Below are 23,829 nucleotides of genomic sequence, written 5' to 3' on the forward strand. Positions count from 1 at the left end.
ATGAACGAGCTGCTCTCACCTTTTGACGGTCTGTTGGAACGCCTGGCGACGCCCGAGGCGATCAAGGCGATCGAAACCGGCGCCTCGCCGGCTGCCATGTGGCGCGATCTGGACGAGTCTGGCTTCCTCGATGCGCTGGTGGACGAGGCCCACGGAGGGTCTGGGCTGGCCCTGGCTGATGTCGAACCGCTGATCGCCGCCGCCGGAGCCCGGGCGGTGCCGCTGCCGATTGCCGAGACCATGGTCGCCCGCGCGCTGATCGCGGCTGCGGGAATCGCGGCACCGCGCGGGCCGATCGCCATCGCCGGTTCGGCGCAGGCCGGACAGACCGTGCCGCTGGGCCTGGTGGCGGAGCATGTCCTGCTGGACACGGGAACCACCCTCGTGCTCGCCGCCCGGGACGATCTGACGCCAGCCGTGACCGGGGTTCATCGCGACCTGGCGGCGCGGATAACCTGGGATGGCGCGCCGCAAGGCCTGTCCGTCGCCCGGCCCGACCATGGGCTGCGCCCGATCGCGGCGGTGCTGCGCGCCACCCTGATCGCGGGCGCCGCGGCACGGTTGACCGAGCAGACCACCGCCTATGCCAACGACCGGGTGCAGTTCGGCAAGCCGATCGGCAAGCAGCAGGCGTTGCAACAGCAACTCGCGGTGATGGCCGAAGACATGATCGCCGCGCGCATCGCCGCGCAACTGGGCTGTGCGGCGGGGCTGACGGTCTCGCCGCTCCAGGCTGCCGTGGCCAAGGCCACCGCCTCGGCCTTGGCGCCGCGGATCGCCAACACGGCTCACGCGGTGCACGGTGCGATCGGCATCTCCGAGGAATTCGCACTGCAGTTGCTGACGCGCCGTCTCCACGAATGGCGCCTGGCCGATGGCTCGGAGGGATACTGGACCGCCGTGCTGGGCGGGGCGCGGTTGGCGGACCCGGCGCCCTCGGTTGACTGGGTGCGGGCACGGGTGTTCGCCTGAACCCGCGGGTGCCGGGCCAGCGGTCGGATCGGCTCCTGCGGCGTGGGCACAGTCAGGGCCGGGATTGATGCAAGGGGCTGGTGAGGAGCGGATCTTGGTCGGCTCGACGAATAGGGTCACGAGCAACACGATCGGAATATCCCCACACCGCGCTCCGCCTCATCGGGGGGGGTGCGGAACCAGCGTGGGCCCTCCCGTCCTGACCCGGGCGTCAGCGGCCTTACCCGCCCCGGACCAGACGCCCCGCCGAGCGGTTGAGCCCAGGCCCTGCTCTGGCAGAGGTCACGCCCGATAGCGCCCGATCGCCGGCGACCCTCACCGGCCGTTCAATCGGAAACCGGTGCCAGCCTTTGGCCCGGGGCGAGCCAGCCGGGGGTCACAGCGCCTCGATGATCGTCACATTGGCGATGCCGCCGCCCTCGCACATCGTCTGCAGGCCATAGCGCTTGCCGTGTGTGCGCAGGGCATGGACCAGTGTCGCCATCAGCTTGGTGCCGCTGGCCCCGAGGGGATGGCCCAGCGCGATCGCGCCGCCATGGACGTTGAGCCGGTCGGGGTCGGCGTCGAGCGCCTTGAGCCAGGCCAGCGGGACCGAGGCGAAGGCCTCGTTGACCTCGAACAGGTCGATCTCGTGCAGCGCCAGACCCGCCCGGCGCAGCGCCTGCGGCGTGGCGAAGACCGGTTCCTCCAGCATGATCACCGGATCGCCGGCGGTCACGGTCAGGTTGACGATGCGGGCCAGCGGGGTGAGGCCAAGGTCCCTGAGCGCCCGCTCGCTGACGATCAGCACGCCCGAGGCGCCGTCGCAGATCTGGCTGGCATTGGCCGGGGAGATCACCCCGCCTTCCTGCAGCAGCTTGACTGAGGCGATCGATTCCAGCGTGGCATCGAAGCGGATGCCCTCGTCGCGCGTGTGGGCCCCGTTGGCGGTCATGACCGGCACGATCTCGGCGGCGAAATGGCCCGCCTCGGTCGCGGCCGCGGCGCGGCGATGGCTTTCCAGTGCAAAGTGGTCGAGTGCTTCGCGATCCAGGCCGTACTTGGCCGCGACCATCTCGGCCCCGGTGAACTGGCTGAAGCTGGCGACGCCATAGCGTTCCTGGATGCGCGAACTGAACGGCCCGGTGCCGATCCCGTCCCGTTCATGCAGCGTCATGTTCGAGAACATCGGCACCCGGGTCATGCTCTCCACCCCCGCGGCGATGACGATGTCCTGCACACCGGACATCACCGCCTGCGCGGCGAAGTGGATCGCCTGCTGCGACGATCCGCACTGCCGGTCGATGGTCACCGCGGGCACGCTGTCGGGCAGCCGCGATGCGAGCACCACGTTGCGGGCGAAGGCGAAGGCCTGTTCGCCCGCCTGGGTGACGCAGCCCAGGATCACGTCGTCGATCGTCGCCGGATCGATCCCGCTGCGATCGACCAGCGCGTTGAGCACCTCGGCGCCCAGATCGGCCGGATGCCAGTCGGCCAGGGCACCCTTGCGCCGCCCGCCGGCGGTCCGCACCGCCTCGACAATGTAAGCCTGGGTCATCTCGGCTCTCCTCTTACGCTCGCGCTGCGCTTACCGCGGGGCCATCCGGATCGCCCCGTCGAGCCGGATCACTTCGCCGTTGAGCATCGGATTGGCGATGATCTGTTCGACCATCAGGGCATATTCGTCCGGCCGCCCGAGCCGCGTGGGGAAGGGGACCTGGGTGGCGAGCGAGGCCTGGGCTTCCTGCGGCAGACCTTCCATCATCGGGGTAAGGAACAGGCCCGGGGCGATGGTCACCACGCGAATGCCATAGCGGGCCAGCTCGCGCGCCGCCGGCAGGGTCAGACTCGCCACGCCCCCCTTCGAGGCGGCATAGGCGGCCTGGCCGATCTGGCCCTCGAAGGCGGCCACGCTGGCGGTGTTGACGATCACGCCGCGTTCCTCGGGGCCGACCGGATCGGCATCGTGAATGCGCGCGGCGAACTTCGACAGCACGTTGTAGGTGCCGATCAGGTTGATCTGGACGACCTTGGCGAAATCGCCGAGCGGAGTGGCCGTGCCATCGCGCCCGACCACCTTGGCGGGCGGGGCAATACCGGCGCAGTTGACCAGGATGCGGGCCTTGCCATGGGCGGCTTCCGCCTCGGCGATGGCCTGTTCCACCGCCGCTTCATTGGTCACGTCGACCGACTGGAAGCGCCCCCCGATGGCCTTGGCGTGGGCTTCCCCGGCCTGGGCGTTGAGGTCGAACAGGGTGACCCGGGCGCCCGCCCGCGCCAGTCGCGCGGCGGTGGCCCCGCCCAGACCCGAAGCGCCCCCGGTGACGATGGCGGCAAGACCGTTGATCTCCATGCTGCTGACTGCCTTTCTGATGGACTGTGTTGGCCCGTGCGGGCGGTTGGGGGGTAGTGCCCGATGCGGCCGGGCGACCTGATCGACGCACCTAGAGCGCGCGCGCGATCACCATGCGCTGGATGTCCGAGGTGCCTTCGTAGATCTGGCAGACCCGGACGTCGCGGTAGATCTTGGCCACGCCGTATTCCTCCAGATAGCCGTAGCCGCCCAGCGTCTGCAGCGCGGCCGAGACCACGCTCTCAGCCGTTTCCGAAGCGACCAGCTTGGCCATCGAGGCTTCCTTGAGGCACGGCTGTCCGTCATCCTTGAGCGCCGCGGCGTGCAGCACGAGCTGCCGCGCCGCTTCCAGCTTTGCGGCTTGGTCGGCCAAGCGGAAGCCCACCGCCTGATGCTCGAGGATCGGCTTGCCGAAGCTCTTGCGGTCGCGCGCATAGTCGATCGCGATGCCCAGCGCGGCGTCGGCCATGCCGATGCATTGCGCGGCGATGCCGATGCGTCCCGCCTCCAGGTTGCCCAGCGCGATCCCATAACCGCCGCCGGCCTGACCGAGCATCAGGTCGTCGGGCACGAAGACATCGTCGAGACGGATCGCGCAGGTGTCCGACGCGGCCTGCCCCAGCTTGTGCTCGACCTTGTCGACCGTATAGCCGGGACTGTCGGTGGGAACGATGAAGGCCGAGATGCCGCGTTTGCCGGCGGCCGGATCGGTCGCGGCAAAGACGATGGTGATCCCGGCGATCCGCCCGGAGGTGATGAACTGCTTGGCCCCGGTCAGCCGGTAGCCGCCCTCGACCCGATGGGCCCGGGTCCGGATCGCCGAGGCGTCCGATCCGGCGTCGGGCTCGGTCAGCGCAAAGGCCCCGATCATCCGCCCCGCCACCAGGTCAGGCAGAAACCGGGCCTGCTGCGCGGCGGACCCGTCCTTGAGCAGCCCGCCGACGATCAGGCTGTTCTGGATGCTGACGACGGTCGACAGCGCACCGTCCGCAGCGGCCAGCTCGATCAGCGCCAGGGCGTAGGACACATAGTCGGTCTCGGCCCCGCCGACCGCCGCGGGCGCGGTCATGCCCATCAGCCCCAGTCCGGCGAGCTGCTCGAACAGGCCGGGGGGAAAGGCGCCGGCTGCCTCGAAGGCCATGCTGTGGGGCCTGATCTCGGCCTGGGCATAGTCGCGGACGGCGTCGCGGACGGCCCGCTGCGTTCCGGAGAGAATCATGACCTCACCAGTTAAATGTGCACTCGCGAGTGTATTGCGCTCTTCACGGTTTCACGTCAAGAAACGGAGGCTGGCCCGTTCGGGCGAGCCCCGGGATCGACGATGCTGCCAGACTCACCGTTCCGCTCTCCGGCCCAGCGTGCCGCAGACCGCGCCGCCAAGCGCGATGCCGTGCTGCGCGCCGCAGTGCGGATGTTCAACGAGCGCGGCTTTCACGCCACCTCGCTGGACGATGTCGCGACCAGCCTCGGCATTTCGAAGCGGACGATATACCACTATCTGGCGAGCAAGGATCAGGTCCTGCTCGAATGCGTCACGATCGGGCTCAATCAGCTGCTCGATGCCGCGGCCGAGGCGCGCACCGAAGAGGGATCGGGACGCGCCCGGCTGGCCCGGTTCCTGCGGCGCTATGCCGAAATCAACATGGACGATTTCGGCCGCTGCGTGATCCGCACCGGCGAGGAGGCGCTCTCGGCGGAGAGCCGGCCCCGGTTCCGCGCACTCAAGCGGCAGATCGACAGCGCGCTGCGACAGCTTCTGAGCGATGCGATCGCCGATGGAACCATCGCCGCAACCGATGTCCGGATGACAGCCTTCGCGCTGGCCGGCGCGCTCAACTGGCCGGCGCGCTGGCATGACCCGTCCGGTGCCATGCCACCCGACGCGGTCGCCGCGACGCTGGTCGACGTCCTGCTGCGCGGGCTCGATCCGCGGCCGGTTCCCGGTCCCGCGCACAGCCCGTCGGAGCGATCATGACCGACACCTTCCTGTTCTCGCGCAAGGGGGATGTCCTCGTTCCCGCGCAGCGCACCCGCGGCTATTGGCGCAGCGATTCGATCGACGGTCGCGCGATCGTGGCCGCGCTTGGGCACGAGATCGAACGTCGCCATGGGGCCGCCGATCTCTGGCCCGCCCGCCTGACGGTCGACATGCACCGGCTGCCCCCGCGCGAGCCGCTGCATATCGAGACCCGGGTGGTGCGCGACGGCGGGCGGCTGCGGCTGATCGAGGCCATCCTCACCCTGCATGGCGACGAGTATGCCCGGGCGACCTGCCAACTGCTGCGCGAGCGTCCGCCGGCCCCCGGGCAGGTCTGGCCGGGTCTGCCACCGTGGCAGGTGCCCGCGCCCGATGCCCTCACCAGCCTGCCGGACGAGCATCACATGCGGCTGGCCGAATGGCGCCTGATCGCGGGCACGCTCGGCGCCGTCGGGCCGCGCCGGGTCTGGATCCGTCCCACGGTCGAAACTGTGGCCGGAGAGCCGCTGACCCCCTTCAGCCGGGTCGCGGCGATCGCCGACACGGCCAGCCCATGGGTCCATGCGGCGGATGTCGGGATCGGCTACATCAACACCGATGTGACGCTGCACCTCTACCGCCCGCCCGATGGCGAGTGGATCGGGCTCGATGCGCTGCTTCACGACGAGGCCGCGGGCCGCGCGATCGGAACCTGCCGGGTCTACGACCAGAGCGGGCCAATCGGCCTGGCCAGCACCACGGCGGTTGCCAACACGCGGAGCTGAGCGCCGCTCCGGTCAGCCCTGGCTCGACAGCCGCGCGGACAGGGCCTGGCCCGCCTCGGCGAGGGCCTGGCCCAGGGCATCGACCCCGTTGACCCGGACCGAGCGGCTCAGTCCGACCGCGGCCAGGGCGTGGCTCGGCCCGGCGGGGGTGCGGAACACCGGGGCGGCCACCACGGTGACTCCCGCGATGTAGCGGCCGTCATCGATCGCATAGCCCCGCGTCCGGGTCTCCTCGACCTCGCGCGACCACTCGGTGAAGCTGGGCGGATCATCCCAGCGCAACCCGCCGAAGCGCGCTTCGATGGCCGCCGGAGAGTGATTGCCGAAGGCCGCGATGCAGCGTCCGGTCGCGCTGAGCAGGGCGGGAAAGCGGCTCCCGACTTCGGCATTGATCTGGAATCCGCCGGCGCCGAGCGCCCTGGCGATCACAATGATGTGTTCGAGCCCGACGATCTGGACCGCCAGCACCGTGACCCCGTGGCGCGCCGCGACGCGATCGATCAGCGGCTGGGCCAGATCGGCAAACCGGTCATTGCGCAGCCAGCCGCGGGCGAGGGTGAGGATCCCGGCGTCCAGCGCATAGCGCTTGGTCGCCGGATCGAAGGCGACGAGCTCCTCATCGACCAGCGCCCGCAGGACGTAGAGGCAGGTGGAAGGCACCAGCGCCAGATCCCGCGCGATCGCATTGACCCCCAGGGGCACGGGACTGCGCCCCAGGTGGCGGAGAATCGCGGCAGCCCGGGTGATGGCCGGGGCCTTGGAGGCGGGTTGAGGCAAGGGGGCTGTCGTCCTTATCATTCAATATAGCGAATAACATTCTATATTTACAACGTCAAGCCGTGTGTGGCAGGGAGCGGTCATGCCAAAGCTGACCGAACTCACCAGCTATGCCGACGCCCAGGCCCATGCCCGCCCCGAGGCCCTGTGGGCCCTGTTCGATGGCGATCGCGAGCATCTCAATATCGCCCATGAATGCATCAACCGGCATGCCGATGGCTCCGGCCGCCCGGCCGTGCGGATCGCCCATGCCGACGGGCGCGACGAAATCCTGAGCTTTGACGAGATTGCCGCCGGTGCCGCCCGCTTCGCGCACTGGCTGATCGCCGAGGGTATTCAGCCGGGCGAACGGATCGCCTTCATGCTCGAGCCGTCGCTGCCCTTCTATGTCTGCCTGTTCGGGGCGATGCAGACCGGGGCCATCTCGGTGCCGCTGTTCACCCTGTTCGGCCCCGATGCGCTGCGCCTGCGGGTGGACGATTGCCGCCCGTCGATCCTGGTCACCAATGCGGAGAAGGCCCAACTCGCCCGCTCGCTTAACGGGCCGCGGGTGATCGTCGCCGACGACGCGTTCCTCGCCTCGCTGGCAGGCTTCCCCGACCGCATCGACGCACGGTCGCAGGCCAACGATATCGCGGTGTTCCAGTATACCAGCGGCACGACCCGCGAACTGCCCGAGGCGGTCCGGCACAGCCACCGCGCGATCGTCACGCTGATGTTCGCCGCGCTCTACGGCACCGGGATCCGCCCCGGCGACGAGTTCTTCTGCCCGTCATCCCCGGCCTGGGGCCACGGGCTGTGGCACGGCACGCTCGCTCCGCTGGCGCTGGGGGTGACCACCGGCACCTTCGCCGGCCGCTTCGATCCGGTGCGGCTGCTGCAGGCGCTCGACAGCTTCGGCATCACCAACATGTCGGCCGCGGCCACGCACTACCGGATGATGAAGAACTCCGGCCGTGGGGGTGATTTCACCTTCCGGTTCAACAAGCTGTCCTACACCGGCGAGCCGATCGACCCGGCCACGCTCGAATGGATCGATGCCCATTTCAAGGTGCCGGCCTGCTCGATGTACGGCACCACCGAGATCGGCGTGGTGCTGGTCAACTATCCCGGCGCCGACGATTTCATGGTGAAGCCGGGGTCGCTCGGCAAGGCGATCCCGGGCCAGCGGCTCGAGGTCCAGCGTCCGGACGGCACGGCCTGCGCGCCGGGCGAGGTGGGCGAGCTGATGCTGTGGCGCGGTGGTGCGTGGATGACCACGAAGGACCGCGCCCGGATCGACGAGAACGGCTATTTCTATCACTGCGGCCGGGCCGACGACGTGATCATCTCGGCCGGCTGGACCCTGTCGGCGGTCGAGATCGAGAACACCATGCTCAAGCATCCCGCCGTGCTCGAATGCGCGGTGATCGGGGTCCCGGACGAGCAGCGCGGCCAGGTGGTCAAGGCCTTCGTCATCGCGCGCGAACCGGGCAGCGACGCGCTGGTCCGCGCGCTGCAGGACTTCACCCGCGAGAAGCTGGCCCAGCACGAATTTCCGCGGATCGTCGAATTCGTCGACGAGCTGCCCAAGAACCCGGCCGGCAAGGTCAACCGCAAGGTCCTGCGCGACCGCGAGGCGGCAGCCGCCGCCGCTGCTTGATTTCAGGAGAGAACCCAATGAGCGCCAAATTCCCCAAGATCACCGAGGAAGGCCTGGCCGACCTGCGCAGCCGCATCGGCATCAAGATCGAGAACACGGTCGAGCCGTGGAACTATGAAGCCACGCGCGATGCGATCCGCCACTATGCTCATGGCATCGGCGACGACAATCCGCTGTGGACCGATCCCGACTACGCCGCCAAGACCAAGTACGGCTCGATCGTGGCCCTGCCGAGCTTCCTGTTCACCACCAGCCGGATCATCTCGGGCTATTGCGGCGGCCTGTCGGGCGTGCACGCGATGTGGGCCGGTGCCGACTGGACCTGGCACAAGCCGGTGCTGCGCAACGACACGATCCGCACCGAGGCTTACCTGAAGGATCTGGTCGAGCACCAGACCAGGTTCGCCGGGCGCTCGTTCCAGCAGATCTATCATGTCGACTTCTACAACCAGCACGGCGATCTGGTCTGCGAGGCCGACAGCTGGGTGTTCCGCACCGACCGCGACGAAGCGCGCGAGCGCGGCACCAAGTACACCGAAGCGCGCGGCCGGGTCGAGCCGTTCACCGACGAGCAGCTCGCCGAATGGGGCAAGCTTTACGCCAACGAGGAAATCCGGGGCGCCACGCCGCGCTACTGGGAGGACGTGAACGTTGGTGACGAGCTGCCGCGGATGATGAAGGGGCCGATGACCGTCACCGGCTTCATCTGCTATGCCCAGGGCTGGGGCGGGCTGTACATCCGCGCCAACAAGCTGGCCTGGAAGATGCAGCAGGCCCATCCGGGCCTGGGCATCAAGAACCGCTTCAACGTCCCCGATTGCCCCGAGCGGGTCCACTGGGACGAGGCCTTCGCGCTCGAGGTCGGTGCCCCCGGGGCCTATGACTACGGTCCGGAGCGCAATTCCTGGCTGACTCACCACATCACCAACTGGATCGGCGACGACGGCTTCCTGCACAAGTCGAAGTGCCAGATCCGCCGCCACAACCCCGATGGCGATGTGATCTTCATCGACGGCAGCGTGACGCGCAAGTTCGAGGAGAACGGCAAGAAGTATGTCGAGATCCAGCAGCAGGCGCTGACCCATCGCGGCGAGGTCTCGGCCTTCGGCACGGCCATCGCGGAACTGCCCAGCAAGGGCTGAACGACAGCACCGGCCCTCTCCTGCGGGAGAGGGCCCCAGCATGGACACGGCAAGCGATATGAATCCCTGGGATCAGGTTCTTTTCCTGTTCAATGGCGAACAGGCGATTCGTCTGTGGTTCGCCCTGTTCCTGGGCGCGGGCGTGATCGCCGGCGTGTGGACCGGCTTCTTCAAGGCGCGCAAGATTCAGCCGCGCGGCTTCAAGTGGAAGACCTTCCGCAACGAGGGCCTGTTCGCGGTGCTCAACGTCGCGATCTCCGGCGCGCTGATCGGCGGCGCCATGTCCTGGCTGCTGGCCCACGGGTGGATCAGCGTCGCCAAGGGTCCGGTGAGCTGGTGGCAGGTGGCGATCCAGTACGCCCTGTACTTCTTCCTGTTCGACACCTGGTTCTACTGGCTGCACCGCTGGATGCACAACGAGCCGGTCTACAGTTGGGTGCACAAGCTGCACCACTTCTCGACCTCGCCCAACCTGCTCACCACCTTCTCGGTCAATCCGCTGGAATCGCTGGTCAACGGCGGCTTCGTCCCGCTGTTCCTGACCGCCATGGCCTTTGTCTGGCCAGTCCACGAGCACACCATGGCGCTGATCACGCCAACCAACGTGCTCATGGGGCTCTATGTCCATTCGGGCTACGAGTTCCTGCCGCGCTGGTGGAACCGCAGTTGGGCGACGAAGTGGTTCATCACCGCGACCTTCCACGATCAGCACCACAAGTACTTCCGGGTCAATTTCGGCGGCTACACCACAATCTGGGACCGCCTCTGCGGGACCATGCGGCCCAAGTACGAGGACGAGATGGCCGCGATCGGCGATCGTTCCTCCACCACCCCGCCGCGCGGCGCGGTGGCGTCCTGACCGGGCGACTGCCCGGCCGCTGACGGCCCGCGCGAAACCGCCCCGGCGATGGTGCCGGCTCTTTGCCAGACCAGGCCCGGTCCATAAGCTGACCCCACCAGAACAAGGGGGTGAGGTTATGCCGGGACAGTGGAAAGCCCTCGCGGGTCTGGTTCTAGTCGCGGCGGCAGGCGCGCCGCTGGGCGCCCAGCCTGCGGCCGATGCACCGCCGAACGCCCCCACCTTCGCACCCGACGGCACCGCCCGCGTCCCGCCCTTCACCCTGCCGCCATCGGTCCTGTCGAGCCCCGAGGCGCGCCGGCAGCAGGCGATGCGGGCGCGCATGCCGGTGGCCCAGGGCACGTCACAGGAACCCGACATCGCCGTTCGGCGCGCCCAGCTCAACGCGGCCATGGCTCCGCGGATTGCGCGCATGCAGGCGCTCTATCCCGTCGACATAACGGATACGGTGATCGGCGGGGTCCGCGCCAAGGTGGTCACGCCCAAGGGCAAGCCGGTCGATCCGCGGCGCGTGCTGATCAACCTCCACGGCGGCGCCTTCAGCCTGTGCTGGGACGCCTGCGCCCTGGTGGAATCGATCCCGATCGCCGCGCTGGGCGGTTACCGCGTGGTCTCGATCGATTACCGCATGGCGCCCGAGCATCGCCACCCGGCCGGACTGGAGGACGTGGTCTCGGTCTACCGGGCCCTCGCGGGCCAATACCGGCCACGCCACATCGGCATCTACGGCTGCTCGGCCGGGGGCAACCTGACGGCCCAGGCCGCCGCCGCCCTTCCGATGCGGGGTCTTCCCCAGGCGGGCGCGATCGGCATCTTCGGCGCGGGCGGGGTGCGTTTCCAGTCGGGCGATTCGGCCTATATCGCCGGCTATGTCGACGGCACCTTTCCGGCGCCGCCGGCCGACGGCTCCCCGGCGACCGACCTGACGCGCGGGTACTTCGACGGCGCGGACTTCGGCGATCCGGTGGTCTCCCCGGCGCTGCATCCCGAGGTCATGGCGAAGTTCCCGCCGACGCTGCTGATCACCGGCACGCGGGCGATGGACCTGAGCCCGGCGATCGTGACCAACTCGGCCTTGCTGCGGGCCGGCGTGGCATCGACCCTGATCGTCGGCGAGGCGATGGGCCACTGCTACCTGTACCAGCCCGACCTGCCGGAATCGCGCGACGCCTATGCCGCGATCGTGGCCCATTTCCGGCGGAACCTGGGCACGGGCCCGGGCTGATCCGCTGGATCGGGAGCCGTCGGGTCAGCGCCGGATGGCGATGCCGTAGCGTTCGATGTAGTCGCCGAAGTGATCGTAGACCTGCTCGCGGGTCAGGCCATAGTCCTCCAGACGGTACTCGTGCTTGCCGTGCTTGCCCTGCGGATTGTCGTCCAGCACGCCCTGCATCGCGGCCTCGACCTCGGCGGTGAACGGGGTCCCGAACCGGGCATAGGCCTTGCGCATTTCCCCGATCGGATCGCCGGTCAGCGCCTTGTATTCGATGTGGTGGATCGCATCGCGGCCATGCTTGTCCTCAAAGGCACGCACCCGCGCGATCATCGCGTCGAAAGTGCGCAGCTGGGCCGTGCCGCAGGCAATGGGGTCCACCTCGTCGCTGAACATCTTGCGCACCGCGAAGATCAGGCTGCAGGCCGAGGCGACCACATCGGCCGGATCGCGGTGAGTCATGATCAGTTGCGCGTCCGGGTAGACCGTGGTCAGCCCCTCGAGGAACAGCGGGTGCCACGGGTTCTTGAACGTCCAGTGCCCGGGGTTGTTGCCCTGCAGCAGTTGCATCAGCCGCTTGTGATAGCGGAAGGCGGGCACATAGTCGGCGTTGTGGAGCCAGTCGCTGTAGCTCGGCACGTGGTACTGCGATTCAAACAGCTGCGCGCAGAAGCTGGGGGACATCGCGAACTGGCACTCGGTCGAACTGTCGGCGTTCTCCCAGTGCATCGCCGCGATGTGCGGAAGGTACTGCTTGCTGCCGTCGAGCCGGGCCTGTTCAGCCAGACAGCGCGGATCGCTGCGCAATGCGCCGGGGGCGGCGGGGGGCACGGTGTTGAAGGCCTCCCAGCGCATGAACACGCGCCGCGCGGGATCGGCCGACAGCAGGTTGATCGCCAGGGTCGTGCCGGTCCGCGGCAGTCCGAACAGGAAGGTCGGCCGTTCGATCGGCGCGTCGAGCAGCGCCGGGTTCGCCTTCAGGTAATCTTCGACCTGCAACCGTTGCGCCAGCGTGGTGACGATGCTGCCGGCCACGCGGCCGACCCCGGCCTCGCTCAGCCTGGCTTCGCGGTTGAGCGCATCGACCAGAGCGTCGAGCCCTTCGCGGAAGCTGGGATCCCCGAAGTCGGACAGGCCGGTTTGTTCGCGGGCGGCGGCGAGCAGAGTTTCTGTGTCGAGCATGACGGCAGGCTATGGAACGGGGCCGCGCCAGACAACCGGCGCGGCCCAATCATCGCCGTGGCGTCACCACACCAGCGGCAGATGGTGCGGACCGACCACGCCGCCCGGACGATAGACGATTTCCGCCCCCGGCTTGATCGCGAAATCGGGAATGCGCTTCAGCCATTCCTGGATTGCCACCTTGGTCTCGAGCCGGGCGAGGTGCGCACCCATGCAGCTGTGCACGCCCACGGTGAAGGCGAGGATGATCTGCTTGGGCCGGTGGAAATCGACCACGGTCGGGTTCGGGAAGACATCGGGATCGAAATTGCAGGCCGGCAGGATGCAGGTGATCTTGTCGCCGGCCTTCAGCTGCACGCCGCGCATCTCGTGGTCCTTGACGATCGTCCGGCCCGAGAACGTCACCGAATGGACCCGCAGCAGCTCTTCCACCTGGGCGTTGATGTTGCCGGGATCGGCGATCATCTCGCGGCGCCGGTCGGGGTTGTTGGCCAGCCACAGCCAGATGTTGTTGAGCGTGGCGAACACCGTGTCGAGCCCGCCGATGAACAGGAAGATGACGAAGCCGAAGATCTCCTTGTCATGCATCGGCCGCCCATCGATCTGGGCATGGACGATCCGGCTGACCACGCCCTCGTCGGGCTGGCGCTTCTTCTCCTCGATCGCCGACTTCAGGTAGGCTGAGATCTTGGTCATCGTCTCGGCCATGATCGCCCGGTCGTTGCTGTGCAGCAGGGACACGGCCCAATCGACGAAGGTGTCGGTCATCTCCACCGGCAGCCCCATCAGCCGCAGGAAGATCGTGACGGGGAAGGGCCGGCCGAAGGCCGTGGTGAACTCGCATTCGCCCTTGGTGATGATCTCGTCGATCAGCTCGTTGGCCAGCTCGCGCATGGTCGCCTCGAGCTTCAGCACGCCTTGCGGCGAGAACATCGGATCGACGATGTTGCGGTACTTGCGGTGCTGCGGCGGGTCGATTTCCTGCGGGATGAAGTAGAAGTAGTCATCCGGGTCGCGCGGGAACGGGGTGGCGCCCTCGTTCGAGAAGACCTCCGCATTGCGCAGGACCTTCAGCGCATCCTCGTGCTTGATCGCCAGCCAGGCATTCCCGAAGGGGCTGACGTCGTAATAGAGCGGCGGGAACTTCTCGTGCATCGCCGCCATGTAGGCGTGGGGCGCGGCCAGGAACTCGGGGCCGAAGGTGATCCCGGCGGAATGCACCAGCTCGGCCGGGACGTGCGGGGGAACCTGGTCCATCCCGGCGACACGCTTGAAGTCGGGCGGGGTGGGGTTGAGGACGTCGATCGCCATCGGGGGTGCTCCGCTCAGTACTGGGTTTCGGGAAGGTGGACGACGAGCCCGTCGAACTCCGGGGCCATCACGATCTGGCAAGAGAGCCGGCTGGTCGGCCGGCGCGGCGCCGAGGCGGCCTCGAGCAGCTCACTCTCCTCGCGCGTGGCGGGCTGCCCCAGGCGATCGGCCCAGGTCTCGTCGACGTAGCAATGGCAGGTGGCGCAGGCCAGTCCGCCACCGCACTCGCCGATGATCCCGTCGATCTCGTTGTACAGCGCGCCACGCATCACGTTCTCGCCATCGGCCAGTTCGATCGTGTGCCGCGTGCCGTCCACCGCCACGTAGGTTACCTTGCCCATCGCCAATCTTCTCCGCATCGGTTTGTGGGTTGAGAACACTGTTCTCGACACTGGCGGTATACCGCATTAGCGTGGCATGGGAAGCCCCGACGAACGAGGGAGGACGTGTGAACGGGCAGGCGGTTGCCGTGCCGGCAGGCCAGGACGAGCGGGCCGACGCGATCGTCCGGTGTGCTGACGAGCTGCTGGACGAAGTCGGGCTGGAGGGCCTGACGATCCGCGCCGTGCTCGCGCGGACCGGGCTTGCCCGGCGCGCCTTCTACGATCGCTTCGCGGGGAAGGACGAGCTGGTCCTGGCGGTGTTCGAGAAGAGCCTGAGCGAGGCCGCCCGGCGCTTCGCCGCCGAAACCGAGGGGCTGTCGAGCCCGCTGGAGCGGTTGCAGCGGATCGTCTGCGGGATCGTGCTGGGCCGGGCCGGCCATGCCGCGGACGGCCACTGGGAGCTGAGCCGCCGCAGCGCCGCGCTCTCGCGCGAGCACCTGCGCCTCGCCGAGACCCGGCCGCGCCAGTTGCAGCGAGCGATCGAACCGCTGGTCGCGCTGATCGCGCGCGAGCTGGCGAACGGCATGGCCCTGGGCGAGGTGCGCCGCGCCGACGCGCGGCAGCTCGCGGTGCTGGTCTACAACCTGGTCTCCACCACCGTCCATGCCGAGCTCCTGGCCGAGGAGGCCGACCGGCAGCGGCGCGAACAGCTCGCGGCCGAAATCTGGGAGTTCAGCCGCCGGGCGATCGCCGGGTGATCACTCGGCTTCGGCCAGGCGCCGCTCGGCATCGGCAATTTCGGAGCGCAGCCACATCGTCTCGGACAGGTTGCCGGTGGTCGCCTGGGCCAGCAGCTGCTGGTGCGCCGCCAGCTTGACCGCCAGCGCCGGGCGGTGCCCGGGCTCGACCCCCAGCACGATGTCGATCAGGTGGATGGCTTCGAGCGGCCGCCCGGCGGTGCAATGGGCCTCGGCCCGTTGCGCCAGGGCATCGGCCCCGGCCAGGGCGACCAGATCGGCATGGATCGCCGACCGCGGGACGCCGTAAAGCTCGGTCGTGCCGTCCTCGTAGTGGAACCACCCGGCATATTCGTCCCAGATCGTCTTGACCGCCCAGCTCACCTTGCCGTGGAACTCGCCGATGGTCAGCGCCTCGGGCAGGCGCGCCTCGCGCATCAGTTCGTGCACGGTCTTGCCCGCGTTCATCCCTTCGAGCGTGAAGTCGCGGACCCATTCGATCGCCCCGATCATCCGGTCGACGTCGGCCGCGATGCGCTCGGCGCCGCGGATGGGGTCGCCGTGGCCGGTGATGACGATCTCGGGCGCGAGGTCGCGCAGCTTGCGCAGTGCCTTGAGCGTGTTCCACACCGCGCGCGGCTTGTCCCCGCGCAGGGTGCAGAAGAACGGCATCGACAGCCAGACCGGCCCGACGAGATTGCCGGTGAAGGCGATCCGGTCATCGGGCAGCCAGACGATCAGGTTGTCGACCGTCTCGCCTTCGGGGGCGTGGATCAGCTCGAACCGGCGGCCGCCGACCGTGAAGTCGAGCACCCGGTCGACCAGCCGGTCCGGCTTGACCTCGGGCGGCAGCTTCGGCGTGCCGCCGCGGCGCAGGGTGCTGGCCCACAGCTTGGCGCTGCGCGGGCCGAAGAACGGCTGGAGCCGCTTCATGTCCCCCCAGGCCTCGTCGAAGCCGGGCCCGCCGATCACCTCGGTGCCTGCCTCGCGGAAGGCGTCGACGCCGCCGAAATGATCGGCATGGCTCTGGGTCAGCACGATCTTGCGCAGCGGACCGGTGCGGTGCGGGGCCAGCAGCGCGATGTTGCGTTCGGTGTTGTCCATGAAGCCGGTGTTGACCATCACGTCGCCGTCGGCGGTGGTGACCAGGTAGAGGTTGGATATGTCATTCACCTGGAACACGAAGGGCGTGATCGCGATCGCCGCCGTCTGGACATCGCCGGCGCGGACCAGACCGGCCAGGGCGGGGCTTTTCCCCTGATCTGGAGTGTCGGACGCCATGCTCAATCCTCCCCGAACGTGATCATGACCTTGGCCGATTGCGGGGTCGCGGCGATGTCGAGCCCGTCGAGCACCCGATCGAACGGCAGCCGGTGGCTGATCAGTGCCGCGATCTTGTCCTGCAGGCGCGGCATGGCGGCGATCACGTCCGGAAACTCGTCCGGATAGCCGACTGCGGTGGTGATGGTCATTTCGGTGGTCAGCATCGGCCCGGCGGGCAGTTCGACCGGCTTGAGGTAGGCCGCCGTGATGACGTGGCGGGCGTGGCGCTTGGCCAGGCCCACCACCTGCGCCAGGATCGTCGGGGCTCCCGCAGCGTCGATATAGGCGTCGGTCCCGGCCTTTTCCCGCCCGAAGCAGGTCTCGGTCCCATGCAGCGCCTTGATCCGCGCCTCGACATCCTCGCGGGCCGGATTGATCGTGCGCGCGCCGAGCGCCCGGGCCCGCTCGAGACGCTCCTCGGCGAGGTCGAGCGCGATCACGTCGCAGCCCCGGTCGACCGCCCACATCACCATGCCCAGCCCGATCGGGCCGCAGCCGAACACCACCAGCTTGTCCCCGGCCTTGGCCCCGGCGCGATTGACCCCGTGCATCGCCACGGCGAGCGGCTCGCACATCGCGGCCACTTCGTAGGACACGCCGGCCGGGATCGGCAGGATCGAATCCCCCAGCCGCGCCTCGCGCACCAGCAGCTCTTCGGTGAAGGCACCCTCGGGGCCGCCGCTGCCGATGTAGCTGGGGGTGTTCATCGGGTTGATGATCACCGGCTGGCCCAGGCTGATCCCGCTCACCTCGGCGCCGACATGGATGATCTCGCCCGCGCCCTCATGGCCCAGCGCGGTCAGGGTTCCCGGCCGGGGGATGCCGCCATGCTTGATGTAGGACAGGTCGCTGCCGCAGATGCCGCAGGCCTTCATCCGCACCAGCACGTCGGCCGGGCCGGGTTCGGGGCGGATGTAATCGTCCAGCCGGACGTCGTTGACGTCGTGGATCGTCAGCAGGTGGCCCATCGGCTGGTCCTTCAGTTGAACGCGTAAGGAGCGTGGATGTGGCTCGCCCCGTCGATGAAGATCGTGTCGCCCGAATGGAACGAAGAGGCATCTGAGCAGAGATAGGCGCCGATCCCCTCGAAGTCCTCGATCCGGCCGGGACGGTGGATCGGGGTCTTGGCCGAGAAGTGCGCGTCGACCTGGGCCATGCGCGCCTTCATCTCCTCCGTCATGCCCTGATCGGCGCCGATGCCGGTCTTGATGTAGCCCGGGGCGATGGTGTTGGCGCGGATCTGGAACTTGCCCAGTTCCGCCGCCATGCCGCGGACCACTGCGCCCATGCCGCCCTTGGAGGCGGCGTAGTTGTTGATCCCGGCGATCCCGTGGACCATCGACAGGCTGCCGCAATAGACCAGGCTGCCGCCCGGCTCGCCCGCCTCGGCCCGGGCGACCATGGCCTTGGCCCCTTCGCGCAGGGTGAAGAAGGCGCCGTGCAGGTTGACCGCCAGCAGATCGTGCCATTCGTTGGCGTCCAGCGTCAGCACCGAGCGCGAGCGCGAGGCCCGGCCCGAGTTCGCGAAGACACAGTCGACCCGCCCGAAGTCCTCGAGCAGCCGGGCATAGCCGGCGACGATGGCCTCCTCCGACGCGACATCGACCTGGTAGGCAATCACCCGGCCGGCGCCAGCGGCTTCGAGCTCGGCCTTGGCCTCGGCGTTCTTTTCGGCATTGCGGGCCCAGATCGCGATATCGCCGCCCATCTTGGCCACGCCGCGGGCGAAGCCCAGGCCAATGCCGCCGTTGCCGCCAGTCACCAGCGTCACCTTGCCCGAACAGTCGAACAGTCCCTGCGCCATCGTCATCCTCCTTGGTTCTTGCGTCGATGGTGGCCCATGCCGCCCTGCGCGCGCCAGCCCGATGTGGATCGTGGCGGCGATGATTGCCTGGCGCCGGGCGACAGGCCCGGGCGCGGGCTGTTAGCCTCCCGATCCGGGAGAACAGACATGATCACCGGAACGATTTTCCAGAACGGCTACATCTGCCGCGACATCGACGCCGCGGTGGCCGAATTCCGCCGGCGCGGCGATGTCCGCGTGATCGGCCCGTTCGAGGCCGACCAGTCCCCCGACACCCCCGCCGGCCCCAGGCGCCAGGTCACGAAGCTCGCCTTCGTCTGGCAGGGCAACATGCAGTTCGAGCTGATCCAGCCGATCCTCGACGAGACCGGGCTCTATGGCGAGGCGGGCGCGGAGCCGATGCGCCATCACCACGTCGCCATGCGGGTGGATGACTGGGATACGTTCCGCGATGCGCTGGCGCGTCAGGATCTGCCGGTGGTGATCGAGCGGGCCATTCCCGGCGATGCGCTGAAGTTCCTCTACATCGATGCGCGCGCCGCCTTCGGGCACTATCTGGAGTATGTCTGGATGACCGACGAGCGCTGGGCGCAGATCGGCGGACTGCCGGCATGACCCTCGCCGAACGCTGCGGTCCCTGGGCGGTCATCCCCGGTGGCTCCGAGGGGGTCGGGGCGGTCTTCGCGGACCGGCTCGCGGCGGCCGGGATCAACCTGGTCCTCGTCGCCCGCACCGCCACGCGGCTCGAGGCGACGGCGGCGGCGCTGCGCGCGGCCCACGGGGTCGAGGTGCGCACGCTGGCGCTCGACCTGTCGACCGAGGAGGCCGCTGGCACCATCGCCCGGGCCACCGAGGGGCTGGACGTGGGCATGCTGGTCTACAACGCCGGCTCGGCTGGGGGCCCGGTGTCGCTGATCGACCAGGCGCCCGAGGCGGCGCTCGCCAACATCCGCCTCAACGTGTTCGGCCAGACCCTGCTGGCGCAGCACTATGCCCGGGGCATGGTCGCGCGGGGGCGCGGGGCGATCATTCTGGTCGGATCGCTCGGTGCGATCGCGGGTTGCAAGAACCTGGCGGTCTACAGTGCGGTCAAGAGCTACACCCAGACCTTCGCCGAAGGGCTCTGGGCCGAACTCAGCCCGCACGGCATCGACGTGGCGGCGCTGATGATCGGCCGCACCCGCACTCCGGCGCTGGAACGGACCGAACTGCACGCCAACACCGGGGTCCCCGCCGCCGAGCCCGAGGAGGTGGTCGATTTCGCGCTGGCCAACCTGGGCGAGGGTCCGGTGCTGGTGCCGCCCGACCATCTCCCCAGCTTCCAGGCCATGCGGGCCATGCCCCGGCGCAAGGCGGTGGAGATCATGACCCGCTCGCTCGAACCCCAGACCCGCGATCTGCTGGCATGAGTCGCGCCGGACCGGAGGGGAACCCATGACCGCGATCGGCATCGAGATGATCAGCGTGTTCGGGCTTCCCCCGGTGGACTTTGTCGAACTGGCGGCGGAACTGGGCTGCCAGCACGTCTCGACCGGGCTGGCCAGCTTCGATTTCGGGGTGGAGGCCCATCCGCCCTACTCGCTGCGCGAAGACGCGGGGCTGCGCCGCAATCTGATCGCCGCGCTGCGCGATACCGGGGTGTCGATCGCGCTGGGCGAGGGGCTGACGATCCGGCCCGGGCGCAGCGCGGTGGACTTTGCCGCCGACCTGGATCTTTTCCGCGAGCTGGGCGTGACCCGGGTCAACACGGTGAGCATGGACCCCGACCGGGCCCGCAGCTTCGACGAGTTCGCGCAGCTGGCCGAACTGGCCGCCCAGCGCGGCATGGTCACCACGGTCGAGCTGGCTCCGGGGTTGACCGTGCCCGATCTCGCCACGGCGCTGGCGGCCGTCGACCACGTCGGCCGGCCCGACTTCCGCCTGCTGATCGACACGATGCATCTTGTCCGGTCCGGGTCGGGGCCGGACGATCTGGCCGCACTCGATCCGGACCTGATCGACTATGTCCAGATCAGCGATGCCCCGCGTGCGCCCCGCTTCGCCTCCTATCAAGAAGAGGCCATGTTCGAGCGGATGGTCCCGGGCGAGGGGGAACTGGACCTTGCCGCCCTGCTTGCGGTGCTGCCGCCCGACCGGGTCTATGCGCTGGAGATCCCGCAGCGCGCCGCGGCCCTCGCCGGCCAGCCTGCGCGTGAGCGCCTGGCCCGGTGCGTGGCCGCCACCCGTCAACTGCTGGCGGCGGCACGGGGGACGACCGCGTGACCGATCGGCAGCGCCATGGGCCGGTCGCGCTGGTGACGGGCGCCTCGTCCGGGATCGGCCAGGCCTTTGCCGCCGACCTGGCCGCGCGCGGGTTCGATCTGGTGCTGGTCGCGCGCGATGCCGACCGGCTCGGCGCCGTGGCGGTGGATCTGGCCGCGCGCCATGGCGTCCGCGCCGTGCCGCTGGCCGTCGATCTGGTCCGGCCGGATGCCGCCGATGTCATCGCCGCCGCGACGGCGCAGGAGGATATCGGGCTGGTGGTGAGCAATGCCGGGTTCAGCCTGAAGGGCGATCACGCCGCGATCGATCCGGTCGAGCTTTCCGCTATGCTGATGGTCAACAGCCATGCCCGCTGCAATTGACCCGGGCCTTCATCCCGCGCCTGCGCGCGCGGGGCCGCGGCGGGATGATCCTGACCAGTTCGGTCGAGGCCCTGATCGGCTGCCCGTGGTCGGCGGCCTATTCGGCCAGCAAGGCTCTGGTCAGGGCCCTGGGCGAGGCGCTGTGGGCCGAGCTGCGCCAGGATGGGATCGACGTGTTGACGCTCTGTCCGGGCGCGACCGACACCCCGGCGCTCGCCCGAATGGGGTTGGATGCCGCGCGCATGCCGCATGTCATGCCGCCCGCCGCGGTGGCCGCCATGGCGCTCGACCGGATCGCCGAGGGGCCGACCCTGATCAGCAGCGAGCATTACCGGGCGACGTTCGACCGGCTGCTGGCCATGCCCCGCGATCAGGCACTGCTGGCGCTGGCCGCCCGGATGCGCTGAACCCGTCAGCCGTCGCGGCGGATCACCAGGTTGCGGATTTCGGTCATGTCCTCCATCGCGAAGCGCACGCCCTCGCGGCCGAGGCCGGAATCCTTGACCCCGCCATAGGGCATGTTGTCGACCCGGTAGGACGAGACGTCGTTGACCACGATGCCGCCCACCTCGAGCCGGTCCCAGGCGTCCAGCACCTTGTGGATGTCGCGCGTGAACAGCCCGGCCTGCAGCCCGAACTTGCTGTCGTTGACCTCGGCGATGGCCTCGTGCCAGGTGCGGAAGCGCGAGAGGATCACCGCCGGCCCGAAGGCCTCCTCGCGGTAGAGGTCGGTGTCGCGCCCGCAATTCTCGACCAGCGTCGCCTCGAGCATGGCGCCTTCGCAGCCCCCGCCCGCCAGCAGGGTGGCGCCCCCGGCCACGGCCTGATCGATCCAGCCCTTCAGCCGCTGTGCCTCCTTGACCGAGATCATCGGGCCGATGAAGGTCTCGCGGCTCTTGGGATCGCCGGACTTGAGCGCCTTGACCTTGGCGACCAGCCGGTCGCGGAAGGTGTCGTAGATGTCCTCGTGGACGATCACCCGCTGGACGTGGATGCACGACTGGCCCGACTGGTAGTAGCCACCGAACACCACCCGCGCGAGCGCATGATCCAGATCGGCGTCGCGGTCGATCACCACGGCGGCATTGCCGCCCAGTTCGAGCACGACCTTCTTCTTCCCGGCCTTCGCCTTCAGCGCCCAGCCGACCTCGGGCGAGCCGGTGAACGACAGCAGCTTGAGCCGTTCGTCGGTGGTGAACAGGTCGGCCCCGTCACGGCTGGCGGGAAGGATCGAGAAGGCGCCCTCGGGCAGGTTCGTCTCGGCCAGCACCTCGCCGATGATGATCGCGCCGAGCGGGGTCAGGCTGGCGGGCTTCATCACGAAGGGGCAGCCCACCGCGATGGCCGGGGCGATCTTGTGCGCGGCCAGGTTGAGCGGGAAGTTGAACGGGCTGATGAAGCTGCACGGACCGATCGGCACGCGCTTCCACATCCCCAGATAGCCCTTCGCGCGCGGCGAGATGTCGAGCGGCTGGACCTCGCCGTAATTGCGCGTCGCCTCCTCGGCGGCGATGCGGAAGGTGTCGATCAGCCGGGTCACCTCGCCCTCGGCATCGGCCAGCGGCTTGCCCGCCTCGATGCAGAGCGCCCAGGCCAGCTCGTCGAAGCGCTCACGGAAGCGCTTGACGCAGTGATCGAGCACCGCCTGCCGCTCGTAGCTCGCCATGGCCGCCATGGCCGGTGCCGCCCGCTCCGCTCCCGCGATCGCCGCCTCGATGATGTCCGGAGTGGCCAGCGCCACCCGGAACGCCACCTCGCCGGTGAACTTGTCGGTCACCGCCAGATCCGCATTCGGCTGCACCGCTCGGTTGTTCAGGTAAAGCGGGTAGGTGTCCGGGACGTGGGGCAAGGTTCGGTCCTTCTTGGTTGCGGCCCGTGCGATCGGCTCGGTCGAACCCGGGGCTAGTCAATCGTCCGAGGCTTGGCGACCCGATTCCGTTTCGTCGGCCGGTCTTGCGTCAAGGTTTCGCAGCGACGATCCCCGGCCGACCGGGGGCTGGGCAGATAGTCTCGGTCCATCCGCTCGTGGATGTCGCGCAGCACCCGTTCGAGCGTGGCACGGTCGGCCGCATCGAGCTGCGCCAGATGGCGCACGAAAGCCCCGCGACGCTCCAGTTCGCGCGCGACGATCTCGGTCCGGGCCCGCCCTTCGGGGGTCAGCCGCATCGGCCGGGTGCGCCGGTCGGATCCCTGCTGGACGCGCTCGATCAGTCCCATCGCGGCGAGCCTGGCCGAGCGCAACGACAGCACCGGGTTTGACACGTTGAGCGCGGCGGCAAGGGTGGCGGCGCGGACCGGATCGGGCGCGGCCATCATCAGGGCGCCGAGCAACTGGAAATCGGCATAGCTGAGCCCCTGTTCGCTGGCGATCCGGTCCAGGTCGCTCATGACCAGTTGGGCGGCCTTGAGCAGATGCCAGAGCGGCCCCAGGTGATCGACCGCAAAGCCCATGTCGCCGAAGAAGGCCTTGCCCGCGTCGAGCTGGGGGACGGGCCGGGAAGCGATAGGGGCCATGGCGCGGCGGCCGGGGTCGCTACAGTCCCTCGACAATGGTGATGCGCCAGTCGGCGGCGCCCTGCCGCAGCGCCAGCACCGACTGGTAGGCCTCGCTCTCGTACCAGGCCTTTGCCGCAGCCATGCTCGGGAACTCCAGCAGGTTGACGCCGTCCGGGGCGGGCCCCTCGAGCGCTTCGACCCGGCCGTAGATGCTGAGCGGCTTGATTCCGTGCTCGTTCATGAAGGTCGCGGCATTCTCGCGGTTGGTGCGGCTGTACACCTCCATCGCGGCAGGATCGCGCACGGGGCTTTCGCGGTAGACGATGACATAGGCCTTCATGGGCGGTGCT

26 protein-coding genes are annotated in these 23,829 nt (G+C 68.9%); 13 read left to right on the forward strand and 13 right to left on the reverse strand.

The window, feature by feature from the left end:
• Complete coding sequence (locus tag H7F49_RS01360; protein WP_185681749.1) at nucleotides 1-972, forward strand: acyl-CoA dehydrogenase family protein; 972 nt, start codon at nucleotides 1-3, stop codon at nucleotides 970-972.
• A gap of 376 nt (nucleotides 973-1,348) precedes the next feature.
• Here the strand turns inward: H7F49_RS01360 and H7F49_RS01365 are convergent, their stop codons facing one another.
• The 3 genes from H7F49_RS01365 to H7F49_RS01375 form a co-directional block, all read right to left on the reverse strand.
• Nucleotides 1,349-2,509 carry an acetyl-CoA C-acetyltransferase gene (locus H7F49_RS01365; RefSeq protein WP_185681750.1) on the reverse strand — a complete coding sequence of 387 codons (1,161 nt, stop codon included), beginning with the start codon at nucleotides 2,507-2,509 and terminating at the stop codon, nucleotides 1,349-1,351.
• A 30-nt stretch (nucleotides 2,510-2,539) separates the two neighbouring features.
• The gene (locus tag H7F49_RS01370) at nucleotides 2,540-3,304 is read right to left on the reverse strand and encodes an SDR family NAD(P)-dependent oxidoreductase (RefSeq protein WP_185681751.1); all 765 of its coding nucleotides are present in this window, start codon (nucleotides 3,302-3,304) and stop codon (nucleotides 2,540-2,542) included.
• A gap of 91 nt (nucleotides 3,305-3,395) precedes the next feature.
• Nucleotides 3,396-4,523: an acyl-CoA dehydrogenase family protein gene (locus tag H7F49_RS01375; RefSeq protein WP_185681752.1), complete on the reverse strand. Its 1,128-nt coding sequence runs from the start codon at nucleotides 4,521-4,523 to the stop codon at nucleotides 3,396-3,398.
• Nucleotides 4,524-4,625: 102 nt separating this feature from the next.
• On the opposite strand from H7F49_RS01375, the gene H7F49_RS01380 reads away from it, so the two are divergent.
• Both H7F49_RS01380 and H7F49_RS01385 read left to right on the forward strand, forming a co-directional pair.
• On the forward strand, nucleotides 4,626-5,279 hold the full coding sequence (locus H7F49_RS01380; RefSeq protein WP_185681753.1) for a TetR/AcrR family transcriptional regulator: 654 nt from the start codon (nucleotides 4,626-4,628) through the stop codon (nucleotides 5,277-5,279).
• Nucleotides 5,276-6,046: a thioesterase family protein gene (locus H7F49_RS01385; protein ID WP_185681754.1), complete on the forward strand. Its 771-nt coding sequence runs from the start codon at nucleotides 5,276-5,278 to the stop codon at nucleotides 6,044-6,046. Before H7F49_RS01380 ends, H7F49_RS01385 begins: the two co-directional genes overlap by 4 nt.
• Nucleotides 6,047-6,058: 12 nt before the next feature.
• Here H7F49_RS01385 and H7F49_RS01390 read toward each other — a convergent pair whose 3' ends face one another.
• On the reverse strand, nucleotides 6,059-6,823 hold the full coding sequence (locus H7F49_RS01390; protein ID WP_235981516.1) for an IclR family transcriptional regulator: 765 nt from the start codon (nucleotides 6,821-6,823) through the stop codon (nucleotides 6,059-6,061).
• A gap of 82 nt (nucleotides 6,824-6,905) precedes the next feature.
• Here H7F49_RS01390 and H7F49_RS01395 point away from each other — a divergent pair, with 82 nt between their 5' ends.
• The 4 genes from H7F49_RS01395 (at nucleotide 6,906) to H7F49_RS01410 (ending at nucleotide 11,691) form a co-directional block, all read left to right on the forward strand.
• The gene (locus H7F49_RS01395) at nucleotides 6,906-8,465 is read left to right on the forward strand and encodes an acyl-CoA synthetase (RefSeq protein WP_185681756.1); all 1,560 of its coding nucleotides are present in this window, start codon (nucleotides 6,906-6,908) and stop codon (nucleotides 8,463-8,465) included.
• 17 nt (nucleotides 8,466-8,482) lie between these two features.
• Nucleotides 8,483-9,607 (forward strand): FAS1-like dehydratase domain-containing protein, encoded by a 1,125-nt coding sequence (locus H7F49_RS01400; protein WP_185681757.1) that lies wholly within the window; start codon nucleotides 8,483-8,485, stop codon nucleotides 9,605-9,607.
• Between the two features lie 58 nt (nucleotides 9,608-9,665).
• Nucleotides 9,666-10,466, forward strand: coding sequence for a sterol desaturase family protein (locus H7F49_RS01405; protein ID WP_185681758.1), 801 nt, complete (start codon nucleotides 9,666-9,668; stop codon nucleotides 10,464-10,466).
• Between the two features lie 118 nt (nucleotides 10,467-10,584).
• The gene (locus H7F49_RS01410; protein WP_185681759.1) at nucleotides 10,585-11,691 is read left to right on the forward strand and encodes an alpha/beta hydrolase; all 1,107 of its coding nucleotides are present in this window, start codon (nucleotides 10,585-10,587) and stop codon (nucleotides 11,689-11,691) included.
• Between the two features lie 24 nt (nucleotides 11,692-11,715).
• On the opposite strand, the gene H7F49_RS01415 is transcribed toward H7F49_RS01410, so the two are convergent.
• The 3 genes from H7F49_RS01415 to H7F49_RS01425 all read right to left on the reverse strand — a co-directional run bounded on the left by H7F49_RS01415 (nucleotide 11,716) and on the right by H7F49_RS01425 (nucleotide 14,513).
• A complete protein-coding gene (locus tag H7F49_RS01415) occupies nucleotides 11,716-12,861 on the reverse strand; it encodes a sulfotransferase family protein (RefSeq protein ID WP_185681760.1) in 1,146 nt (381 codons plus the stop codon).
• 63 nt (nucleotides 12,862-12,924) lie between these two features.
• Nucleotides 12,925-14,172 (reverse strand): cytochrome P450, encoded by a 1,248-nt coding sequence (locus H7F49_RS01420; protein WP_185681761.1) that lies wholly within the window; start codon nucleotides 14,170-14,172, stop codon nucleotides 12,925-12,927.
• 14 nt (nucleotides 14,173-14,186) lie between these two features.
• Entirely contained in the window at nucleotides 14,187-14,513 is a 327-nt protein-coding gene (locus H7F49_RS01425) for a 2Fe-2S iron-sulfur cluster-binding protein (protein ID WP_185681762.1), read from the reverse strand.
• Nucleotides 14,514-14,620: 107 nt separating this feature from the next.
• Between H7F49_RS01425 and H7F49_RS01430 the strand changes: the two genes are divergently transcribed.
• A complete protein-coding gene (locus H7F49_RS01430) occupies nucleotides 14,621-15,253 on the forward strand; it encodes a TetR/AcrR family transcriptional regulator (protein WP_185681763.1) in 633 nt (210 codons plus the stop codon).
• Here H7F49_RS01430 and H7F49_RS01435 read toward each other — a convergent pair whose 3' ends face one another.
• From H7F49_RS01435 to H7F49_RS01445, 3 genes are read right to left on the reverse strand one after another with little or no spacing between them, the layout of a single operon-like run.
• On the reverse strand, nucleotides 15,254-16,513 hold the full coding sequence (locus H7F49_RS01435) for an MBL fold metallo-hydrolase (RefSeq protein WP_185681764.1): 1,260 nt from the start codon (nucleotides 16,511-16,513) through the stop codon (nucleotides 15,254-15,256). It lies immediately after the preceding gene.
• Between the two features lie 2 nt (nucleotides 16,514-16,515).
• Nucleotides 16,516-17,523: a zinc-dependent alcohol dehydrogenase gene (locus H7F49_RS01440; RefSeq protein WP_185681765.1), complete on the reverse strand. Its 1,008-nt coding sequence runs from the start codon at nucleotides 17,521-17,523 to the stop codon at nucleotides 16,516-16,518.
• 11 nt (nucleotides 17,524-17,534) lie between these two features.
• Nucleotides 17,535-18,359: an SDR family NAD(P)-dependent oxidoreductase gene (locus tag H7F49_RS01445; RefSeq protein WP_185681766.1), complete on the reverse strand. Its 825-nt coding sequence runs from the start codon at nucleotides 18,357-18,359 to the stop codon at nucleotides 17,535-17,537.
• 147 nt (nucleotides 18,360-18,506) lie between these two features.
• Between H7F49_RS01445 and H7F49_RS01450 the strand changes: the two genes are divergently transcribed.
• From H7F49_RS01450 to H7F49_RS19740, 5 genes are read left to right on the forward strand one after another with little or no spacing between them, the layout of a single operon-like run.
• Nucleotides 18,507-18,974, forward strand: a complete 468-nt coding sequence (locus H7F49_RS01450) for a VOC family protein (protein ID WP_185681767.1) — start codon at nucleotides 18,507-18,509, stop codon at nucleotides 18,972-18,974.
• A complete protein-coding gene (locus H7F49_RS01455) occupies nucleotides 18,971-19,768 on the forward strand; it encodes an SDR family NAD(P)-dependent oxidoreductase (protein ID WP_185681768.1) in 798 nt (265 codons plus the stop codon). Before H7F49_RS01450 ends, H7F49_RS01455 begins: the two co-directional genes overlap by 4 nt.
• 25 nt (nucleotides 19,769-19,793) lie before the next feature.
• Nucleotides 19,794-20,621 (forward strand): sugar phosphate isomerase/epimerase family protein, encoded by an 828-nt coding sequence (locus tag H7F49_RS01460; protein WP_185681769.1) that lies wholly within the window; start codon nucleotides 19,794-19,796, stop codon nucleotides 20,619-20,621.
• Nucleotides 20,618-20,983 (forward strand): SDR family NAD(P)-dependent oxidoreductase, encoded by a 366-nt coding sequence (locus tag H7F49_RS19735; protein WP_328806437.1) that lies wholly within the window; start codon nucleotides 20,618-20,620, stop codon nucleotides 20,981-20,983. Before H7F49_RS01460 ends, H7F49_RS19735 begins: the two co-directional genes overlap by 4 nt.
• Nucleotides 20,980-21,390, forward strand: a complete 411-nt coding sequence (locus H7F49_RS19740) for an SDR family NAD(P)-dependent oxidoreductase (RefSeq protein ID WP_268958920.1) — start codon at nucleotides 20,980-20,982, stop codon at nucleotides 21,388-21,390. The genes H7F49_RS19735 and H7F49_RS19740 overlap by 4 nt, the downstream gene beginning before the upstream one ends.
• Before the next feature lie 5 nt (nucleotides 21,391-21,395).
• Here H7F49_RS19740 and H7F49_RS01470 read toward each other — a convergent pair whose 3' ends face one another.
• The 3 genes from H7F49_RS01470 to H7F49_RS01480 are packed head-to-tail and all read right to left on the reverse strand — an operon-like array spanning nucleotide 21,396 to nucleotide 23,819.
• On the reverse strand, nucleotides 21,396-22,832 hold the full coding sequence (locus H7F49_RS01470) for an aldehyde dehydrogenase family protein (protein ID WP_185681770.1): 1,437 nt from the start codon (nucleotides 22,830-22,832) through the stop codon (nucleotides 21,396-21,398).
• 53 nt (nucleotides 22,833-22,885) lie between these two features.
• Nucleotides 22,886-23,497 (reverse strand): MarR family winged helix-turn-helix transcriptional regulator, encoded by a 612-nt coding sequence (locus tag H7F49_RS01475; RefSeq protein WP_185681771.1) that lies wholly within the window; start codon nucleotides 23,495-23,497, stop codon nucleotides 22,886-22,888.
• 19 nt (nucleotides 23,498-23,516) lie between these two features.
• Nucleotides 23,517-23,819, reverse strand: a complete 303-nt coding sequence (locus H7F49_RS01480) for a DUF1330 domain-containing protein (RefSeq protein WP_185681772.1) — start codon at nucleotides 23,817-23,819, stop codon at nucleotides 23,517-23,519.
• Nucleotides 23,820-23,829: the final 10 nt, after the last annotated feature.

It is taken from the genome of Novosphingobium aerophilum, assembly GCF_014230305.1.
GTDB classification, from domain to species: domain Bacteria; phylum Pseudomonadota; class Alphaproteobacteria; order Sphingomonadales; family Sphingomonadaceae; genus Novosphingobium; species Novosphingobium aerophilum.

Excerpts from the sequence above, each read along its gene's own strand:
- H7F49_RS01360 (WP_185681749.1), top strand. The coding sequence starts at position 1 with ATGAACGAGCTGCTCTCACCTTTTGACGGTCTGTTGGAACGCCTGGCG.
- H7F49_RS01365 (WP_185681750.1), bottom strand. The coding sequence starts at position 2,509 with ATGACCCAGGCTTACATTGTCGAGGCGGTGCGGACCGCCGGCGGGCGG.
- H7F49_RS01370 (WP_185681751.1), bottom strand. The coding sequence starts at position 3,304 with ATGGAGATCAACGGTCTTGCCGCCATCGTCACCGGGGGCGCTTCGGGT.
- H7F49_RS01375 (WP_185681752.1), bottom strand. The coding sequence starts at position 4,523 with ATGATTCTCTCCGGAACGCAGCGGGCCGTCCGCGACGCCGTCCGCGAC.
- H7F49_RS01380 (WP_185681753.1), top strand. The coding sequence starts at position 4,626 with ATGCTGCCAGACTCACCGTTCCGCTCTCCGGCCCAGCGTGCCGCAGAC.
- H7F49_RS01385 (WP_185681754.1), top strand. The coding sequence starts at position 5,276 with ATGACCGACACCTTCCTGTTCTCGCGCAAGGGGGATGTCCTCGTTCCC.
- H7F49_RS01395 (WP_185681756.1), top strand. The coding sequence starts at position 6,906 with ATGCCAAAGCTGACCGAACTCACCAGCTATGCCGACGCCCAGGCCCAT.
- H7F49_RS01400 (WP_185681757.1), top strand. The coding sequence starts at position 8,483 with ATGAGCGCCAAATTCCCCAAGATCACCGAGGAAGGCCTGGCCGACCTG.
- H7F49_RS01405 (WP_185681758.1), top strand. The coding sequence starts at position 9,666 with ATGAATCCCTGGGATCAGGTTCTTTTCCTGTTCAATGGCGAACAGGCG.
- H7F49_RS01410 (WP_185681759.1), top strand. The coding sequence starts at position 10,585 with ATGCCGGGACAGTGGAAAGCCCTCGCGGGTCTGGTTCTAGTCGCGGCG.
- H7F49_RS01415 (WP_185681760.1), bottom strand. The coding sequence starts at position 12,861 with ATGCTCGACACAGAAACTCTGCTCGCCGCCGCCCGCGAACAAACCGGC.
- H7F49_RS01420 (WP_185681761.1), bottom strand. The coding sequence starts at position 14,172 with ATGGCGATCGACGTCCTCAACCCCACCCCGCCCGACTTCAAGCGTGTC.
- H7F49_RS01425 (WP_185681762.1), bottom strand. The coding sequence starts at position 14,513 with ATGGGCAAGGTAACCTACGTGGCGGTGGACGGCACGCGGCACACGATC.
- H7F49_RS01435 (WP_185681764.1), bottom strand. The coding sequence starts at position 16,513 with ATGGCGTCCGACACTCCAGATCAGGGGAAAAGCCCCGCCCTGGCCGGT.
- H7F49_RS01440 (WP_185681765.1), bottom strand. The coding sequence starts at position 17,523 with ATGGGCCACCTGCTGACGATCCACGACGTCAACGACGTCCGGCTGGAC.
- H7F49_RS01445 (WP_185681766.1), bottom strand. The coding sequence starts at position 18,359 with ATGGCGCAGGGACTGTTCGACTGTTCGGGCAAGGTGACGCTGGTGACT.
- H7F49_RS01450 (WP_185681767.1), top strand. The coding sequence starts at position 18,507 with ATGATCACCGGAACGATTTTCCAGAACGGCTACATCTGCCGCGACATC.
- H7F49_RS01455 (WP_185681768.1), top strand. The coding sequence starts at position 18,971 with ATGACCCTCGCCGAACGCTGCGGTCCCTGGGCGGTCATCCCCGGTGGC.
- H7F49_RS01460 (WP_185681769.1), top strand. The coding sequence starts at position 19,794 with ATGACCGCGATCGGCATCGAGATGATCAGCGTGTTCGGGCTTCCCCCG.
- H7F49_RS01475 (WP_185681771.1), bottom strand. The coding sequence starts at position 23,497 with ATGGCCCCTATCGCTTCCCGGCCCGTCCCCCAGCTCGACGCGGGCAAG.
- H7F49_RS01480 (WP_185681772.1), bottom strand. The coding sequence starts at position 23,819 with ATGAAGGCCTATGTCATCGTCTACCGCGAAAGCCCCGTGCGCGATCCT.